Annotated in this window: 12 protein-coding genes; 10 read left to right on the forward strand and 2 right to left on the reverse strand. The window is 71.8% G+C overall.

Annotated features, from left to right (window positions below; genetic code table 11):
- The first annotated feature begins 251 nt into the window (after positions 1-251).
- The 3 genes from benC (at position 252) to LY40_RS17010 (ending at position 7612) form a co-directional block, all read left to right on the forward strand.
- On the forward strand, positions 252-3026 hold the full coding sequence (gene benC / locus LY40_RS16995) for a benzoate 1,2-dioxygenase electron transfer component BenC (RefSeq protein ID WP_308216673.1): 2775 nt from the start codon (positions 252-254) through the stop codon (positions 3024-3026).
- A 195-nt stretch (positions 3027-3221) separates the two neighbouring features.
- Positions 3222-4544: an MFS transporter gene (locus tag LY40_RS17005; protein ID WP_183778372.1), complete on the forward strand. Its 1323-nt coding sequence runs from the start codon at positions 3222-3224 to the stop codon at positions 4542-4544.
- 299 nt (positions 4545-4843) lie between these two features.
- Positions 4844-7612: a helix-turn-helix transcriptional regulator gene (locus LY40_RS17010; RefSeq protein WP_258937419.1), complete on the forward strand. Its 2769-nt coding sequence runs from the start codon at positions 4844-4846 to the stop codon at positions 7610-7612.
- A gap of 273 nt (positions 7613-7885) precedes the next feature.
- Here the strand turns inward: LY40_RS17010 and LY40_RS17015 are convergent, their stop codons facing one another.
- Together LY40_RS17015 and LY40_RS17020 are read right to left on the reverse strand one after the other, a co-directional pair.
- A complete protein-coding gene (locus LY40_RS17015) occupies positions 7886-8221 on the reverse strand; it encodes a cupin domain-containing protein (protein WP_183778368.1) in 336 nt (111 codons plus the stop codon).
- A gap of 452 nt (positions 8222-8673) precedes the next feature.
- The gene (locus LY40_RS17020) at positions 8674-8955 is read right to left on the reverse strand and encodes a DUF2631 domain-containing protein (protein ID WP_183778366.1); all 282 of its coding nucleotides are present in this window, start codon (positions 8953-8955) and stop codon (positions 8674-8676) included.
- Between the two features lie 93 nt (positions 8956-9048).
- On the opposite strand from LY40_RS17020, the gene dxr reads away from it, so the two are divergent.
- The 7 genes from dxr to LY40_RS17055 all read left to right on the forward strand — a co-directional run bounded on the left by dxr (position 9049) and on the right by LY40_RS17055 (position 17247).
- The gene (gene dxr, locus LY40_RS17025; protein ID WP_258937420.1) at positions 9049-10269 is read left to right on the forward strand and encodes a 1-deoxy-D-xylulose-5-phosphate reductoisomerase; all 1221 of its coding nucleotides are present in this window, start codon (positions 9049-9051) and stop codon (positions 10267-10269) included.
- Between the two features lie 3 nt (positions 10270-10272).
- Positions 10273-11496 carry a M50 family metallopeptidase gene (locus LY40_RS17030; RefSeq protein WP_183778362.1) on the forward strand — a complete coding sequence of 408 codons (1224 nt, stop codon included), beginning with the start codon at positions 10273-10275 and terminating at the stop codon, positions 11494-11496.
- Positions 11497-11900: 404 nt separating this feature from the next.
- Positions 11901-13052 carry a flavodoxin-dependent (E)-4-hydroxy-3-methylbut-2-enyl-diphosphate synthase gene (gene ispG, locus LY40_RS17035; protein ID WP_183778360.1) on the forward strand — a complete coding sequence of 384 codons (1152 nt, stop codon included), beginning with the start codon at positions 11901-11903 and terminating at the stop codon, positions 13050-13052.
- A 228-nt stretch (positions 13053-13280) separates the two neighbouring features.
- Positions 13281-14054: a helix-turn-helix domain-containing protein gene (locus tag LY40_RS17040; RefSeq protein ID WP_258937421.1), complete on the forward strand. Its 774-nt coding sequence runs from the start codon at positions 13281-13283 to the stop codon at positions 14052-14054.
- Positions 14051-14497 carry a VOC family protein gene (locus tag LY40_RS17045; RefSeq protein WP_258937422.1) on the forward strand — a complete coding sequence of 149 codons (447 nt, stop codon included), beginning with the start codon at positions 14051-14053 and terminating at the stop codon, positions 14495-14497. The genes LY40_RS17040 and LY40_RS17045 overlap by 4 nt, the downstream gene beginning before the upstream one ends.
- 80 nt (positions 14498-14577) lie before the next feature.
- Positions 14578-15429: a GNAT family N-acetyltransferase gene (locus tag LY40_RS17050; RefSeq protein WP_183778348.1), complete on the forward strand. Its 852-nt coding sequence runs from the start codon at positions 14578-14580 to the stop codon at positions 15427-15429.
- 30 nt (positions 15430-15459) lie between these two features.
- Positions 15460-17247 (forward strand): penicillin-binding transpeptidase domain-containing protein, encoded by a 1788-nt coding sequence (locus LY40_RS17055; protein ID WP_258937423.1) that lies wholly within the window; start codon positions 15460-15462, stop codon positions 17245-17247.
- Positions 17248-17345: the final 98 nt, after the last annotated feature.

Here is a 17345-nt window from a genome sequence, read left to right on the forward strand (position 1 = left end):
GTCCAATTCACCACGTCGGAGCTGTCCTCGCCAGAAACACGCTCAGAACCCGCGGCGGTGCCGGCGGGCGAGCGTGGACAGTCCGTAGACGGGCCGCGCCCGAATGGGCGAGCGAGGGTCCCGCTGTGCGGGCTGCGGGCGCGCTGACGCCTGCCGTGTACGTGGTTTCCGGCCGTATCGCTTGACGACCCTCCGAGAGGGCAGGCAGCGCTGATCGGGCGCCGGGTCGAGTTTTTTTCCTAGGAGCTGTTGTGAGTCACCAAGTAGCGCTGTCCTTCGAGGACGGTGTCACCCGTTTCATCACGTGCGAGCCGGACCAGACCGTCGCCGACGCCTCCTACCGGCAGCGGATCAACATCCCGCTCGACTGTCGTGACGGCGCCTGCGGCACCTGCAAAGCGTTCTGCGAATCCGGCGACTTCAACGGCGGCGACTACCTCGACGACGCCCTCACCGACGGCGAAGCCGCGCAAGGCTACGTGCTGCCCTGCAGCATGACCCCAAAGTCCGACCTCGTCCTCCGCATCGCCACCACGTCCGAGGTCGCCAAAACCCAGGCCGGCACGTTCGAAGCCACCGTCACCGGCCTCGACCGGCTCTCGCCCACGACCGTCGCGCTCACCCTCGACACCCCACAGCGCGACGACCTCGCCTTCCTCCCCGGGCAGTACGTCAACATCGCCGTGCCCGGCACCGACGAGACCCGCAGCTACTCGTTCAGCAACGGGCCCGACGAGAAATCCCTGACGTTCCTGATGAAGCTCGCCCCCGGCGGCGTCATGTCGGACTACCTCACCGACCGCGCCGCTGTCGGTGACCGGCTCACCGTCACCGGTCCCCACGGCAGCTTCTTCCTCCGCGAAACCGACCGGCCCGTCCTGCTGCTCGCAGGCGGCACCGGCCTCGCACCGATCCTGTCCATCCTGCGCACCATGGCCGCCACCGGATCGAGGCGTCCCGTGCACCTCATCTACGGCGCCAGCACCGACGACGACGTCGTCGAACTCGGCACCATCGCCGAGCTCGCCGCCCAACTGCCCCAACTGACCTGGGACTATGTCGTCGCCGACCCGGCGAGCACCGCGCCCAACAAGGGCTACGTCATGAGCCTGATCCGGGACGAGCACCTCTACGGCGGCGACGTCGCCGTCTACCTGTGCGGCCCGCCGCCCATGGTCGAGGCCGTTCGCACCCACTTCACCGAACGCGGCATCGAACCCACCGGCATCTACTACGAGAAGTTCGCCGTCGCAGCCGCGCCCGAGACCACTGACACCGCCGACGGCGACACCGGCGTCGGCGACGGGCACGACCCGACCGCACCGGAGGCAACCATGGACAGCGCCGTCCTCGCCCTCGAACCGGAACCACTCCTCGAAGCCGTCCACCTCGGCGCCGGCGAGGGCCGCCGCATCGCGGGTCAGGACACCTTCCCCGGCACCACCGCCGAACCGGTCGGAGCAGGCGTCGCCACGGCCCCGGCCGCAGCCGACGAGGCCGACACCATGCGTGCCATCGCCCGTCAGCCCATCTGGCCGAGCGGCGGAGGGCAGCCGTTCGACCGCGACCCCGGCGAGGACCTCCTGCCCGCAGGCACCGCCCGCGCCATCGCCGGGCAGGAGATGCACCCGGCCGACGACACGATCGCTCCCGTCGCCGCACCGGCGTCCACCGCGCCCGTGGCCGTCGCGTCCGCCCCCGCCGTCACGACCGCCACCACCGCGCCGGCGGCTCCGGTCATGGCCACGGCGGACGGCTACGAGATCGGCGAGGAGCACCCCTCGGTGCACGAGTCGGACGCCGTGTTCGACGCGCGGCAGGCACTCGAACTCGGCGCCGTCGAACTCACCATCGGCAGGCTCACCTCGCAGCAGCTGTCCGGATTCCGGCTGCTGGCAGAGGCGACCGTGCCCTACGTGGACGGTGACCGGTTCGTCGACGCAGCCGCGTACACCGAGACCAACGCGGCCTTCCACGACTACCTGTTCACCCTGACCGGCAACGACCACCTGCTCCAGGCCTACCGCGCCCTCGGCGTCAAAGGCCACATGGACGAGGTGCTGCGCGACGCCACGTGGTGCGATCCCCGCTGCACACAGGACCACCTCGACATCGTCGAGGCGTTCGAGGCCGGCGACCGGCAGGCCGCCCGCTCGCTCGTCGCCGAGCACGCCGCGCGGTCGAAGGCCACCACCCGGCGTGCCATGAAGGACGCCCAGCACGCCAAGCGGCCCGCGTTCGTCTCGCCCGGCCGGTTCGACGGCAAGGTCGTGGTCGTCACGGGCTCCGCCCAGGGCATCGGCGAACGTGCGGCCAGGCGGATCGGCGCCGAAGGCGGACAGGTCGTCCTGGCCGACCGTTCCGACCTCGTCACCGGCGTCGCCGACGACCTCGTCACGGCAGGCGGCCAGGCACACGCCGTGCTCGCCGACCTGGAAACCTACGAGGGCGCGCAGTCGGTGGTCACCGCGGCGCTGGAGAAGTTCGGCCGCATCGACGTGCTGATCAACAACGTCGGCGGCGCGATGTGGTTCAAGCCCTACACCGAGTTCACCGCCGAGCAGATCCAGGCCGAGATCAACCGCTCGCTCATGACGACCCTGTGGTCGTGCCGGGCCGCGCTGCCGGAGATGGTGCGCCAGGGTGGGGGAACGGTCGTCAACGTCTCGTCGGTGGCCCGCCGCGGCATCCACCGCATCCCGTACTCGGCGGCCAAGGGCGGGATCAACGCGATCACCGAGTCGCTGGCCATGGAGTACGCCGACGCCGGCATCCGTGTCGTCGCCACCGCGCCGGGTGGCACCGAGGCACCGCCACGCCGGATCCCTCGCGGCGGCGACGCCCCGCAGACCGACCAGGAGAAGGCCTGGTTCCAGGCCCACATCGACCAGACCGTCGACTCCTCGCTGTTGAAGCGCTACGGCACCCTCGACGAACAGGCCGCCGTCATCGCCTTCCTCGCCTCGGACGAGGCCGCCTACGTCACCGGCACCGTCGTGCCCGTCGCAGGCGGCGACCAGGGCTGACCTTCCGCGGCGGCGGCCGGCACGGCCTCCGCCGCGGAAGGGTCACTGGGCCGGCCGGGCGATCCCCGCCGTACCCGCAGCCGAACCCGTATTCCCGCCGTTCACGCCCGCCACAGCGGGCCGACGCGGCCCGGCGTCGCGCCACGCGGCGCACCGCAGTGATCGACATCCCCTTCCTCTCCCCGGGAGCTCAGAATGTCCGACTCCGACGCAACGAAGCGCCGGCGCACCGTCTTCTGGGTGGTCGCCCTGTCCGCGATCTCCCTGGTCTTCGACGGCTACGACCTGGTCGTGTACGGCACGGTCCTGCCCATCCTGCTCGACGACCCCAGCCATCTCGGCGCGATCAGCCCGCAGCAGGGCGGGGCGCTCGGCAGCTACGCCCTCATCGGCGTGCTGGTCGGCGCTCTCGCCGCCGGCACGTTCGGCGACCTCGTCGGCCGCCGCCGGATCATGCTGCTCAACCTCGCGTGGTTCTCACTGGGCATGGCGTTCACCGCCATGACGACCAGCGTCATGCTGTTCGGCATCGGCCGGTTCTTCACGGGCATCGGCGTGGGCGCACTCGTCGGTACCGTCGGCGCGATCGTCGCCGAGTTCGCCCCGACCCACCAGCGCAACCGCCTCAACGCGATCGTCTACAGCGGTATCCCCGCCGGCGGCGTGCTCGCCTCCCTGCTGGCGCTGGCACTGACCGACGTCATCGGCTGGCGGGGTCTGTTCTGGATCGGCGCGGTGCCGATCGTCACCGTGCTGCCGCTCGCGCTGATGAAGCTGCCCGAATCGGCGCAGTGGCTTGCGTCGCGGGGCAGGCACGAACAGGCGCGAGCCGTGGCCGATCGCACCGGCATGCAGCTGCTCCCGGAGACCGGCTCCACCGGTGGGCGGGTCGGATTCCCCGCGCTGGCCACCCGCGCACTCGCGTGGCCGACCATGCTGCTCGGCACGATGAGCTTCGCCGGACTGCTGCTGACCTACGGGCTCAACACGTGGCTGCCGGAGATCATGGGTGCCAGCGGCTACGGCGAGAGCTACTCGCTGGCGTTCCTGCTCGTGCTCAACGGCGGCGCGATCGTCGGCGGTCTGCTCGCCTCCGCGTGGGCGGACCGGACGGGCGCGAAACGCGTCGTCAGCACGACGTTCGTGCTGGCCGCGATCACGCTGGCGCTGCTGCCACTGGACCTGCCGCTGGTCGTGCTCCTGCTGGCCGTGGCCGTGGCGGGTACCGGCACGATCGGCACCCAGGTGCTCATCTACGGCCTCGTGTCGAACTACTACCCGACGCGGGCCCGCGGCGCCGGTGTCGCGTGGTGCGCCGGATTCGGCAGGCTCGGCGGCATCGGCGGACCGGTCATCGGTGGTCTGCTCGTCGGTGCCGGTCTCGGTGGGATGGCGGCGTTCTACATCTTCGCCGGCATCGCTCTCCTCGCCGCGCTCGTGACGATGCTGGTTCCCCGTCCCGCCCACGAGACGGCGCACGAGGCCACGGCCCAGGTGGGCCAGCCCGAGCCGGTCTGAGGGCGCAGCGACCTGCGAGGCCGCGGCGGTCCGGCCGCGGCCTCGCAGCGTTGCGGAGATGGTCCGGCGTGACGGGTGGTGGTTCCGTGTCCAGAGGCGCCGTATCCAGGGGCGCTGTTTCCAGCGGCGCCGTATCCAGAGGTGCTGTGTCCAGGGGCGCCGCCTCCCACAGCGCTGTGTTCGATGGTGCCGTGGCCGGGGGAGCGGCGGCCCGTGACGCCGCGTCGCGGGGCGTACGGCGGCGCGGAGCACCGGATCGGCGAACCGGTGCCGGGCCTTCCGGGCGATACAGTGCGAGCGTGAGCGACGAGGCCGCAGCCCTGATCGGCAGGGACCGCGCGCTGAGCACCCTCGAACGGGCTCTCGGCAGGGCCGCCGCGGCCGAACCCGGATTCGCGGTCGTCACCGGCGGTGCGGGTACCGGCAAGACGGCCCTGCTCGCGGCGCTCGCCGCCCGGCACACGGGACCGGTGCACCGCGCTGCGGGCGTGTCGTGGGAGACGGAACGCGCGTTCGGCGTCGCCGGCCAGCTCGTCCGCGGCCTCGGCAGCCCTTCCGGCATTCCCGACGTGGCCGCCCGCATCGCAGCACTCGCCGACCCCGACCCCGATGCCGGTGATGCCCGGCGTCCCGGAACCGTGGCCGGCGAGCCGGGACGTGACGACCCGATCGCAGGCGGGAACCCCGGCGAGGACGGTCCCGCGACGCTGCTGCTCGTCGACGACGCGCAGTGGGCCGACGAGGAGTCCCTGCGGGCACTGGTCTCCGCGGTGCGGTACCACTCGACGGCGAGGCTGCTGGTGGTCGCCGCGACGCGCACCACCGACCGGGACGTGCTGCGCCAGGCGACGACGACGGTCGTGCACCTGCCCGCTCTCGACGTCCGCGAGGTGGCCGATCTCGCCGCGGCTCACGGCATCGTGCTGTCACGGGCCATGGCCGAACAGCTGGCCCGGCACACGTCCGGCGTCCCGGCGCACGTCGTCGAGCTGCTCACGGAGGTGCCGGCGGACACGTGGCGCCGTTTCGACCCGCACCTGCCCGCACCCGCCGCGGTCGTCCGGCGCGTGGCCGCCGCTCGGGAGCGCTGTTCCGCGGAGGCCCGCAGGCTCATCGACGCCGCGGCGGTGCTCGGACAGGGCGCCGCGGTCCGTGACGTCGCGCTGCTGGCGGGGCTCGGCGACGGCCCGGGTGGCCTGCTCGACGTCGCCGACGAGGCCTGTGCCAGTGGTCTCGTGCGCACCGGGCCGCGCGGACTCACCGAGCTCGGTCCCGCCGACCCCATGGTGCGTGCGGCCGTGCTGGCGACGCTGGGGCACGCGGCGGCAGCGGAGCTGCGCACGCGGGCCGCCGAGCTCGTCGACGATCCGGTGCAGCAGACGCGGTTGCTCGTCGCGGCCACGCCCGTTCCCGACGCGGCGCTCGCCGACAGGCTCGACGCGCTGGCCGCCGACCACGCCGAGGAAGGCGCGTGGGGTGTCGCCGCGTCCCTGCTGAGCGACGCGGGCAGGCTCACCGAGGACCGACTCGTCCGCGAACGCCGTATGACACGTGCCGTCGACGCGCTGATCGGGGCGGGGGACGCCCTGGGAGCGGGCGCGCTCGTCCCCGAGGTCGAGGGGCTGCGGGAGACCCCGCTGCGCAACGCCGTGCTGGGGTATCTCGCCGTCGTGCGGGGCAGGCCGGCCGAGGCACAGGCGCGGCTCGACCGGGCGTGGCGCCTCGTCAACTCCGACCGCGAACCGGGCGTCGCCGCGGTGATCGCCCAGCGATACGTGCTGCACTGCCTGTGCCGGTGCCACGCCGAGGACCTCGTGACCTGGGCCGACCGGGCGATCGCCTTGGCGGGCGAGCACGATCCGACCACGGTGGAGGCGGCGGCCATCCGAGGTCTCGGCCTCGCGGGAACCGGCCGGGGCGACGAGGCGGCCGCGGCCTACTCCGAGCTGGCCGACCTCGTGCCCTCGGGAGCGCAGTGGCAGCGGATCGTGATGGGACGCGGTTGGCTGGGGCTCGGCCGCGACGCGCTCGACGACGCGCGAACCGACCTGGAACTCGGCGTCCCGACGACCGTCCTGGGCGGGTCGACCCGCGTGTCGTTGTGGGCGCGCGGGTGGCTGGCGCGGACGCAGTTCCTCACCGGTGAGTGGGACGAGGCGCTGCGCACGGTGCACGCCGCGCAGGACGTGCTCGACCGCAGCGGTATCGCCGTCACCGGGCCGCTGCTGCACTGGTCGGCGGTCGCCGTGCACGCGCTGCGTGGTGAATGGGATGCCGTCGAGGCGATGATGCAGCGCGTCGACGCCGGGCCGCGCGATTACGAGATCATGCAGGTGCCCTCATACCTGGCGCACGCACTGGTGGCCGAGGTGAAGGCCGACCCCGCGGGCGTGCTGCGGGCGTTGCGGCCGTTGACGAAGCCGTGGGCGCGCAGTTCGGTCGACGACGAACCGGGCCGCTGGCCGTGGGCCGACATGTACGCGCACGCGCTCGTCGCCGCGGGCCGCGTCGACGAGGCCGACACGTTCCTCCTCCCGCACGAACAGCGTGCGGCGGAACGCGGGCCCGCATCGGCGCGGGCCCGGCTGCGCGCTGCCCGCGGCAGGATCGCCGCCGCCCGCGGCGACCTCGGCGCGGCGCGCACCGCGTTGGGCGAAGCCCTCGAACTGCTCGAAGGACTGCCCCTGCGCTACGACCGCGCCCGCACCGAATTCGTCCACGGCCAGGTGCTGCGGCGGGCGGGCAAACGCAAGGAGGCCGACGAGGCGTTCACGGCGGCCCGCGAGGTGTTCGCCGCGCTCGGTGCGGTGACCTACGTCGAGCGCTGCGACCGCGAGACCAAGGCGGGCGGCGTGCGCGCGCCGCGCACCGAGCGGGACCCCGGTGAGCTGACCCCGCAGGAACAGGCCGTCTCACGGCTCGTGGCGCAGGGCATGACCAACCGGGAGGTGGCCGCCGAGCTGTATCTGTCGACGAAGACGGTGCAGTTCCACCTCACTCGCGTGTACGGCAAGCTCGGAGTCCGCTCCCGGTCGGAACTGGCCGCCCGGCTCGGCGGCACGGAGTGACCGGCCTGCGCGGCGAAGGCCATCGATGTAGCCACGCAGCGCGGTGCTCTCCCTGCGCCGTTCTTCCGTGTGGCGTCCTCACCCCAGGCAGACGTTCGCTGCCCGGCGTGGTGACCGCCGCGCAAGCAGCGTTGTGACCGCAGGGCAGTGTTGTTCAGCGCAGCGCAGTGTTGCCGGCGCAGCGCAGTGTTTGTCGGCGCGGGGCAGTGTTGCCGGCGCGGCGCAGTGACCGCCGTGCAGTGCACGCAGTGTTGTCGGCGCGGGGCGGCGTCGTCAGCGCAGGGCGACGGTCAGCAGCACGACGGTGTCGGTGAGGGCGTCCAGGCTGTGCCGTTCGGGCGGCACCGGCAGGAGGTCGCCGGCCTCGACGGACCATTCGCGGTCGGCGGTGTGCAACCGGGCGCGGCCGACGAGGACCTGCAGCGTCGCGGCCGGTGGTGCGTCGTGCTTGCCCAGTTGCGCGCCCTCGGCCAGCGCGATGACCGTTGCCCGCTGGGACGGGCCGGAGGCGATGGTCCGGGCAGCGCGCCGGGAATCGTGCTCGCGTGCGGTGCCGAGCAGCTCGTGGGCCAGGTCGGTGAGCGGGGTCTGCTCTTGAGTGGTGGTCATGTCGCCGGCCTCCGCCTACGCGCGGCCGTCACCGCGTCGATCGTGGGCTTGCCGTCCGAGCGCTTGTTCGCCATGTCCCGCCGCCTCCGTACGAGTCAGGTGGTCCGACGACCTCACCCGGTCATTGTCGGTCGAGTGCCGCCCCGACGCCACGTGGCGAGGGCAGAGCTGGTCTCGCCGCTCGGACGAGACCGCCCGCATCGCTCGCGTGCCGTGTCCGCTGATCGGTTCCGCGATCCGGGGGAGCCGACGACTCGCACGTGGCCTCGTGCGTGATCCGTCGAGCGCAGCGACAGGACCCGACACGACGGTGACAACGACGACGGTGACAACGCGGGACACGCGCGCGGACGCAGCCGCGCGGCGGCGCGTCCATGAGGGTGCGCCGATGAGGAGGAGTGGTCGCCGGCCGACGTCACTCCGGGTGCGTCATGCCGGCCGCGGGGTCCTGCTCAGTTCCGGCGCCAGGCCGTGCGGCGGCGCTTGAGGTCGTAGACCAGACCGAGAGCGATGGCGATGGCCGTGCCGACCAGCCAGACGTTCTCGGTGTTGTTCTCGTGGTTGCCGATCAGCATGATCAGCAGCGCGAACACGGTGAACCAGCCGGCGCCCTGCGTGGCCTTGGGGAACCCGCCGTGCCAGCCCCACTCGGCGGACGGCTCCTCGTGGGGGTCGACCCCGTTCGAGTAACTCACCTCGTTGTCGGTGCGCTTCTCGACCGCGTTGCCAGCCACGTTCGCTCCTCACGTGCTCGGACTCGTGCTCGTCAGGCATGATCCCACATGCCTGCCGTCACGCCGCGGTCAGGAGTCCGAGAGAATGGCCACGTGACCTACCCACGCAGCGTCCTCGTCCTCGGTTCCACCGGGTCGATCGGCACCCAGGCACTCGACATCGCCGGGCGCAATCCGCAGCTGTTCCGGGTGGCCGGCATCGCCGCGGGCGGCTCCGATCCGAAGGTGCTGGCCGCGCAGGCCATCGAACACGGCGTGAACTCGGTGGCGATCACGCGGGCCACGTCCGTCGAAGATCTGCAGCTCGCGCTGTACGCCGAGGCGCAGCGGCGCGGTTACGCCCGCGGCGAGTTCGCGCTGCCGCGGATCTTCGCGGGCGCCGACGCCGTGACCGAGCTCATCGACGCCGAGCGGGTCGACGTCGTGCTCAACGGTCTGCCCGGCTCGCAGGGGCTGCGGCCGACGCTCGCCGCCATCGACACGGGCGCCTCGCTGGCGCTGGCCAACAAGGAGTCACTGATCGCGGGCGGTCCGCTCGTGCTCGGTGCCGCCGCCCCCGGGCAGCTCGTGCCCGTCGACTCCGAGCACTCGGCACTCGCGCAGGCCCTGCGCAGCGGGCGGGCCGACGAGGTCGACCGGCTCGTGCTCACCGCGTCCGGCGGCCCGTTCCGCGGGCGCAGCAGGGCGGAGATGGCCGACGTCACGGTCGACGACGCCATGGCGCATCCCACGTGGGCGATGGGCCCGCTCATCACGATCAACTCGGCGACGCTCGTCAACAAGGGGCTCGAACTGATCGAGGCGCACCTGCTGTTCGACATCCCGTGCGAGCGCATCGACGTGACGGTGCACCCGCAGTCGATCGTGCACTCGATGGTCACGTTCACCGACGGTTCGACGATCGCCCAGGCCAGCCCGCCCGACATGCGCCTGCCCATCGCGCTGGCGCTGCACTGGCCGGACCGGGTGCCCGGCGCGGCCAGTCCCTGCAGGTGGGACACCGCTGCGCAGTGGACGTTCGAGCCGCTGGACGGCGAGGCGTTCCCCGCGGTGGAGCTGGCCCGCGAGGCCGGTGCCGCGGGCGGCTGCCTGCCGGCCGTGTTCAACGCCGCCAACGAGGAACTGGTGGGAGCCTTCCTGGCCGGCAACGCCGGTTTCACGTCCATCGTGGACACTGTGAGTGCGGTGGTCGCCGCAGCCGACGAATGGCGCCGCGAACCCGCGGGCGTCGACGACGTCTTCGCCGCAGAGGAGTGGGCACGTGCGCGTGCCCGCGAGGTCGGGGGACCGATGATCGGTAACGGAGGAAAGTAGCGGGTGCTCGTCTACATCCTGGGGGTCGTGCTCTTCGCGCTCGGCATCTGCATCTCGGTGGCGTTGCACGAGGCGGGCCACATGATCGCCGCCAAGTCGTTCGGGATGAAGGTCCGGCGCTACTTCGTCGGCTTCGGCCCGACGGTGTTCTCGTTCCGCCGCGGCGAGACCGAGTACGGCCTGAAGTGGCTGCCCTTCGGCGGGTTCTGCGACATCGCCGGCATGACCGCGCTCGACGAGGTCACCGACGACGAGCGGCCACGCGCGATGTACCGGTTCAAGACGTGGAAGCGCACCGTCGTCATGGCCGCCGGGTCGTTCACCCACTTCGTGCTGGGCTTCGTCGTGCTGTACCTGATGGCGGTCACGATGGGCCTGCCGAACCTGTTCGGCACGCCGGAGATCTCGCAGGTCTCGTCGTGCGTCCAGGACGCGCGCACCAACCAGCAGTACACGAACCCGACCTGTGAGCCGGGAGCGCCCGCACCCGCCCGCGACGGCGGCATCCGGCAGGGCGACGTGATCGTCTCCGTGAACGGGCAGGAGACCCCCACCTACAACGACGTCGTGGCCGAGGTACAGAACCTGTCCGGCCCCGCCGACTTCCGAGTCGAGCGTGGCGGCGAGGTCATTCCGCTGACCGTCGACGTGGAGAAGGTCACACGGCCGGTCTCCGACCCGGAGAATCCCGAGGCCACCCGGCTCGTCGACATCGGGTCGATCGGCGTGACGTTCACCAACCGCTGGGAGTACGGCGCCGCGGGCGCGGTCGGCGGCACGGCGGCGTTCACGGGCGACCTCGTGGTCGAGACGTGGAACCGGCTGCTCCAGCTGCCCGAGCGCGTGCCGGCGGTCGTCGAGTCGATCTTCGGCGCGGAACGGGACCCGAACACGCCGATCAGCGTCGTCGGGGCCAGCCGCATCGGCGGCGAGGCCGCTCAGGAAGGCCTGTGGGAGCTGTTCTTCTTCCTGCTGGCCAGCCTCAACTTCTTCGTCGGCATCTTCAACCTGCTGCCGTTGCTGCCGCTCGACGGCGGTCACATCGCGGTGACCTGGTACGAGCGTGTCCGCGACTGGCTGCGCAAACTCCGTGGCAAGGCGGCGGCCGGGCCGGTGGACTACACGAAGCTCAACGCCGTGACGATGGTCATCGTCGTCATCGGCGGTGCGTTCGTGCTGCTGACCATCACCGCCGACGTGGTCAACCCGATCCGCATCACCGAATAGGTCCGTCCGGGCGCATCGTCGCCTGTGCCCCGAAGATGACCTTCGGGGCACGAGCACGGCCACGCGTGGGCGTGTCCGTGAGGGCCGGTGGCCGGGCCGACGGGAAGGCGCCACTGATCTTCCCGTGATCATGGTCGCTCGGTTGGGGTTGCCGAGGCGGGATGAACCGGCGCGGGCGCGCGCGGGCCGACTGCACGCGGCCCGCCGGGTTCGCGTGCCGGGCGGGCCGCGAACCGGCGGGGCACGGCGTCATGGTGTGCCCCGCGGCAGAGGTTACGGCCGGGCGGGGACCACACGAAGCTCGACGCCGTGACGATGGTCATTGTCGTCATCGGCGGCGCGTGGCCGATTCGCGCGCGAGTATCGTGGGAGCGAACGCGTTCGCCGACTTTGCAGAGGAATCGATGACCGTCGACCTTGGTCTGCCCGGCACACCACCCCCCGTACTGGCCGAACGGCGTAAGACCCGGCAACTGCAGGTCGGACCCGTCGGCGTCGGCAGTGACCACCCGATCTCGGTGCAGTCGATGACCACGACGAACACCGCGGACATCAACTCCACGCTGCAGCAGATCGCCGAGCTGACCGCCTCGGGCTGCGACATCGTGCGCGTGGCGTGCCCGAGCGCCGACGACGCCGAGGCGCTGCCCGCGATCGCGCAGAAGTCGAAGATCCCGGTGATCGCCGACATCCACTTCCAGCCGAAGTACGTCTTCGCTGCGATCGAGGCCGGTTGTGCGGGTGTACGCGTGAACCCGGGCAACATCCGTAAGTTCGACGACCAGGTCAAGGAGATCGCCCGCGCCGCGAAGGACCACGGCACGCCGATCCGCATCGGCGTCAACGCCGGCTCGCTCGACAAGCGGCTGTTGGAGAAGCACGGCAAGGCCACGCCGGAGGCGCTCGCCGAGTCCGCGCTGTGGGAGGCGTCGCTGTTCGCCGAGCACGACTTCCACGACCTGAAGATCTCGGTCAAGCACAACGACCCGGTCGTGATGGTGCGCGCCTACGAGATCCTCGCCGAACAGTGCGACTACCCGCTGCACCTCGGCGTCACCGAGGCCGGACCGGCGTTCCAGGGCACGATCAAGTCCGCCGTGGCGTTCGGCGCGCTGCTGCGGCAGGGCATCGGCGACACGATCCGGGTCTCGCTGTCGGCGCCGCCGGTCGAGGAGATCAAGGTCGGCACGCAGATCCTGCAGTCGCTCAACCTGCGCCCGCGCAAACTCGAGATCGTCTCGTGCCCGTCGTGCGGCCGTGCGCAGGTCGACGTCTACAAGCTCGCCGACGAGGTCACCGCGGGCCTGGAGGGCATGGAGGTGCCGCTTCGGGTGGCCGTCATGGGGTGTGTCGTCAACGGCCCCGGTGAGGCGCGCGAGGCGGACCTCGGCGTCGCCTCCGGCAACGGCAAGGGGCAGATCTTCGTCAAGGGTGAGGTCATCAAGACCGTGCCTGAGGCGCAGATCGTCGAGACCCTCATCGAGGAGGCCATGCGCATCGCCGAGGAGAACGGTGACGTCGACGGTTCGGGGGAACCGGTCGTCACGGTGGGCTGACGTCGCGGCCCGCCCCGGCGGGCGCCTTCCCCGCGGCGCTGGTGACCGTCGCCCGCTTCTGCCACGCTCGGCGGTGTGGGAGACGGATGGGCCGTTGCGCGACCGCGGCCACGGCTTCGGCCGTGGGTGGCGCGGTACGTCGGCTACCGGTCCGCCACTGCGCCGTCCGCCATCACGCCGGCCGTAATCACGCCGGTCGGCGTTGCGCCGTCCGGCTCGGAAACCGGTGTGACGGTCGGCCGGCGAGCGGATGGGGCCGTCCATCGAGGCCTGCCGAGCGGACACCTGACCCTCAACATCAGTCTGGGCGAGCCGGTCCGCATCGTGGGTATGCCGCGCGGCGACCAGGCGCCCGGCGAGTTCCGTGCACTGCTCGGCGGACTGCACACCGCGCCGGTGCTCATCGCGCGCAACGGCACCGAATACGGGATGGAGCTGGCGCTCGAACCCTCGGGTGCGGCCGCGATACTGGGCGTGCCCGCCGCCGAACTCGCCGGCCACGTCGTCGACCTGGCCGACCTGGGCGGTGACGACTTCGCCGTGCTGCCGGAGCGGCTCGCGGAGGCGCCAGGCTGGCCGAGCCGGTTCGCGATCCTCGACGACGTGCTGAGCGCGCGAGTCAACGAGGACGCGAACGGCCCCGCGACGGACGTCGCGTGGGCATGGCGGCGGATCCGCAGCTCCGGCGGAACCGTCCGGGTGGAGGCGCTCGCCCGCGAGGCAGGGTGGAGCAGGCGCCACTTCGGTGAGCGCTTCCGACGTGAGATCGGGCTGACTCCCAAGCAGGCCGCGAGGGTCGTCCGATTCGAACGTGCCGTGGGGTTGCTGAAGGCGGGCGGTGGCCTCGCCGAGACGGCGGCGCGGTGCGGGTTCTCCGACCAGCCGCACCTGACCGCGGAATGGCGGGCGCTCGCAGGCTGCGCGCCGACGGCGTGGCTGGCCGACGAGCTCCCGTTTCTCCAAGACCCGCTCACCGCTCCGGTCCCAGACTCGGAGCCATGACGGATACGACGACCGACACCACGACCGACCCGGCCACGTCCGGTCACGCCCTGCCCAAACCGGGCGTGTGGCCGGGCGTGCTCTACGACGACATCGCCGCGGCCCGCGGGTTCCTCACCGGCGTACTCGGTTTCACCGAGGCGCTGATCGTGCCCGACGAGAACGGCGCGGTCGTACACGGCGAGCTCCGCTGGCCGGAGGGCGGCGGGGTCATGGTCGGCTCCCGCAGGCCCGACGCGCACGGCGGGACGGGGACGCTCGAGCGGGCGCCGCAGTGGATCTACGTCGTGACGGCCGACCCCGACGCCGTGTACGAGCGTGCGCGGGCCGCGGGCGCGACGGTCGAGCAGGAACCGCACGACACCGACTACGGATCCCGCAACGTCGCGATCGCCGACCCCGAGGGCACCGTCTGGGTCTTCGGCACCTATCCGGGCGCCTGACACCGGCGCGCCCCGCAGGGGATACGCCCACCGGGGTGGTCGTTCCCCGTTACGGGGTGTTCTCTGGCAGGCTGGGCGATGTGTTGCGGGTTGCTGGCGCGCGGCTGCTCGATGACAGGGACTATCCGGCCGTCCGGGCCGCGCTCGGCGCGAACCCGGTGGCGAGCTGCATGGTGTCCGCGCGCGTCGAGATTGCGGGCGTGGACCCGTGGCGCCTCGGCGGTGAGTTGTGGGGCTCCGACGGGCGCGAGACGAAGGGCGCGCTCGACGGACTGTGCTTCGCTGGGCCGAACATGATCCCGCTTTCCGGTGGCAGTGCCGCCATCCGGTCGTTCGCGGACCGTGCGCTGCGTCGATCGCGGCGCTGTTCCTCCGTGGTCGGACCGTCCGAGCAGGTGCTGGGCCTGTGGGACGAGCTCGCCGTGGACTGGGGGCCGGCTCGCGAGGTCCGCGCGGAACAGCCGCTGATGGCGCTCGACCGCAACCCGGACGTGCTGCCCGACCGGCTCGTGCGGCCCGTGCGACCGGACGAACTGGAACGCTACTTACCCGCGGCCGTCGCGATGTTCACCGAGGAGGTCGGGATCGACCCGCGTGCCGGCGACGGAGGTGCCGGGTACCGGGCCCGGGTGGCGGAGCTGATCGCGAGCGGGCGTGCGTTCGCCCGGTTCGAGGACGGCGAGGTCGTGTTCAAGGCCGAGATCGGCGCACTGTCCCAGCACGTCGGCCAGATCCAGGGCGTCTGGGTGCATCCGGACCGCCGCGGTGAAGGCCTCGGCGCCGCGGGCACGGCTGCGCTCGCGTCCCGTCTGGTCAAAGGGATGGGGCGGGTCGCGAGTCTGTACGTCAACTCGTTCAACACACCGGCGCTCGCGTCGTACCGCAAGATCGGATTCCGGCAGGTCGGCAGTTTCGCGACGGTGCTGTTCTGATCCATGGCGAAACGTGCTGCTATCGCTTTCGTGCTGACGGCTGTGCTGACCGTGTCCGGTTGCAGCGTGTTCGGCGGCAGCGAGGCCGAGAACGTCCTCGACGAGTTCCTCACCACGTGGCAGGAGAACGCGCTCGGTGAGGCGGCGGCGCTGACCGACGCTCCGGGCACGGCCCGTGAGACGTTGGCCGGAACTCGGGACGCGCTCGGCGAACCGACTCTGTCGACCGAGATGGGCGAGGTCACCGAAACCGCGGACGGCGAGCGTGCGGACGCCCGCTACACCCTCACCTGGAAGCTCGGCGACCGGCGCACCTGGCGCTACGAGGCACAGGCCGAACTACGCTCGACCGACGACGGCTGGAAGGTCCACTTCGCGCCCACCGTCGTGCATCCGGATCTCGGTGCACAGCAGAGCCTGTCGCTCGTCACCGACACCCCCGCACCCGCACCCGTGCTCGACCGGAACGGTGCCGCGCTGCTGAAGACCGACACCGTCATCGGCGTCATGCTCGACCGCAAGGCCGCCGGCGACCGGCTCGACGAGGTCGCCGGCACGCTGGCCGACACGGTGTCGCAGTTCGACGAGCGCATCACCAAACGCTCCATTCTCGACGGCGCCCGCGACACGGAGGACGGGCAGGGCTACCTCGTCGTCAGCCTGCGATCGGCCGACTATCAACAGGTCAAGCCGCAGATCTACGAGCTTCCGGGGGTGCGGTTCACCAGCAGGGAACGGCTGCTGTCGGCCGAACGAGGTCTCGGCGACACGATCCTGCCGATGATCCGGAACCACGTGTCCGACCGCGTGGCGGGCAAGGACGGCTGGCGGATCGCCGTCAACGACAGCGCCGGTGCGGAGGTGCGCGAACTGCACTCGGTGGAGGCGAAACCGGCGTCGGCCGTGCACTCGACGTTGAGCCTGCCCGTCCAGCAGGCCGCCGAGCGTGCGCTGCAGAAGGTCGACGGGCCTGCGGCGATCGTGGCCGTCCGCCCGTCGAACGGTGACCTGCTGGCGGTCGCCCAGAACGAGGCCGCCGACGACCAGGGTGCGATCGCACTGACCGGCCGGTATCCACCCGGCTCGACACTGAAGATGGCCACTGCCGCCGCTGCGCTCGACGCCGGTGAAACCCGGCCGAACGCGACGGTGGCGTGCCCGGCGACAACCACGATCGGCCACCGGCTCATCCCGAACGAGAACCGATTCGACCTGGGCCGAGTGCCGCTGCACACGGCATTCGCCGAGTCGTGCAACACGACGTTCTCCCAGCTGGCGGCGACGTTGCCCGCCGACGCGCTCACCGAAGCCGCGCGGTCCATGGGAATCGGCGCCGACTTCGTCATACCCGGGATCACGACGATCACCGGGGCTGTGCCGGCATCCGACGACCGAGTGCAGCGCGCCGAGAACGGCATCGGCCAGGGCAAGACCCTGGCGAGTCCGTTCGGGATGGCACTGGCCGCCGCGACGGTCGATGCCGGCGAGATGCCCACACCCGGGCTCGTCCGCGGCGACCGCACCAAGGCGAGTAAGACGGGCGAACCGCTGCCCGGCAACGTGCTGCGGCCGCTGCGGCGGATGATGCGCGAAGTCGTCACCGACGGCACCGCGACCGCGTTGCGGGACCTACCCGGCGTGCACGGCAAAACCGGAACCGCCCAGTACGGCGACGGCAACGACGCCCACGGCTGGTTCGCCGGCTACGGCGACGCCGGACCGCTGGACGACGTCGCGTTCGCGACACTGCTCACCGGCGCGGGCTCGTCGAAACCCGCCGTCGACGTCACCCGCGACTTCCTGTCCGGCCTGCGGTGAGGCCGGACGCCGCGCTGCCGCGCGACTAGGCCCACCCGTCGCCCGGCCGCCACCCCCCAACGCCGCGCTGCCGCGCGACTAGGCCCACCCGTCTCCCG

The organism is Prauserella salsuginis (genome assembly GCF_024648885.1).
Taxonomy (GTDB): domain Bacteria; phylum Actinomycetota; class Actinomycetes; order Mycobacteriales; family Pseudonocardiaceae; genus Prauserella; species Prauserella salsuginis.

Excerpts from the sequence above, each read along its gene's own strand:
- LY40_RS17005 (WP_183778372.1), top strand. The coding sequence starts at position 3,222 with ATGTCCGACTCCGACGCAACGAAGCGCCGGCGCACCGTCTTCTGGGTG.
- LY40_RS17015 (WP_183778368.1), bottom strand. The coding sequence starts at position 8,221 with ATGACCACCACTCAAGAGCAGACCCCGCTCACCGACCTGGCCCACGAG.
- ispG (WP_183778360.1), top strand. The coding sequence starts at position 11,901 with ATGACCGTCGACCTTGGTCTGCCCGGCACACCACCCCCCGTACTGGCC.
- LY40_RS17045 (WP_258937422.1), top strand. The coding sequence starts at position 14,051 with ATGACGGATACGACGACCGACACCACGACCGACCCGGCCACGTCCGGT.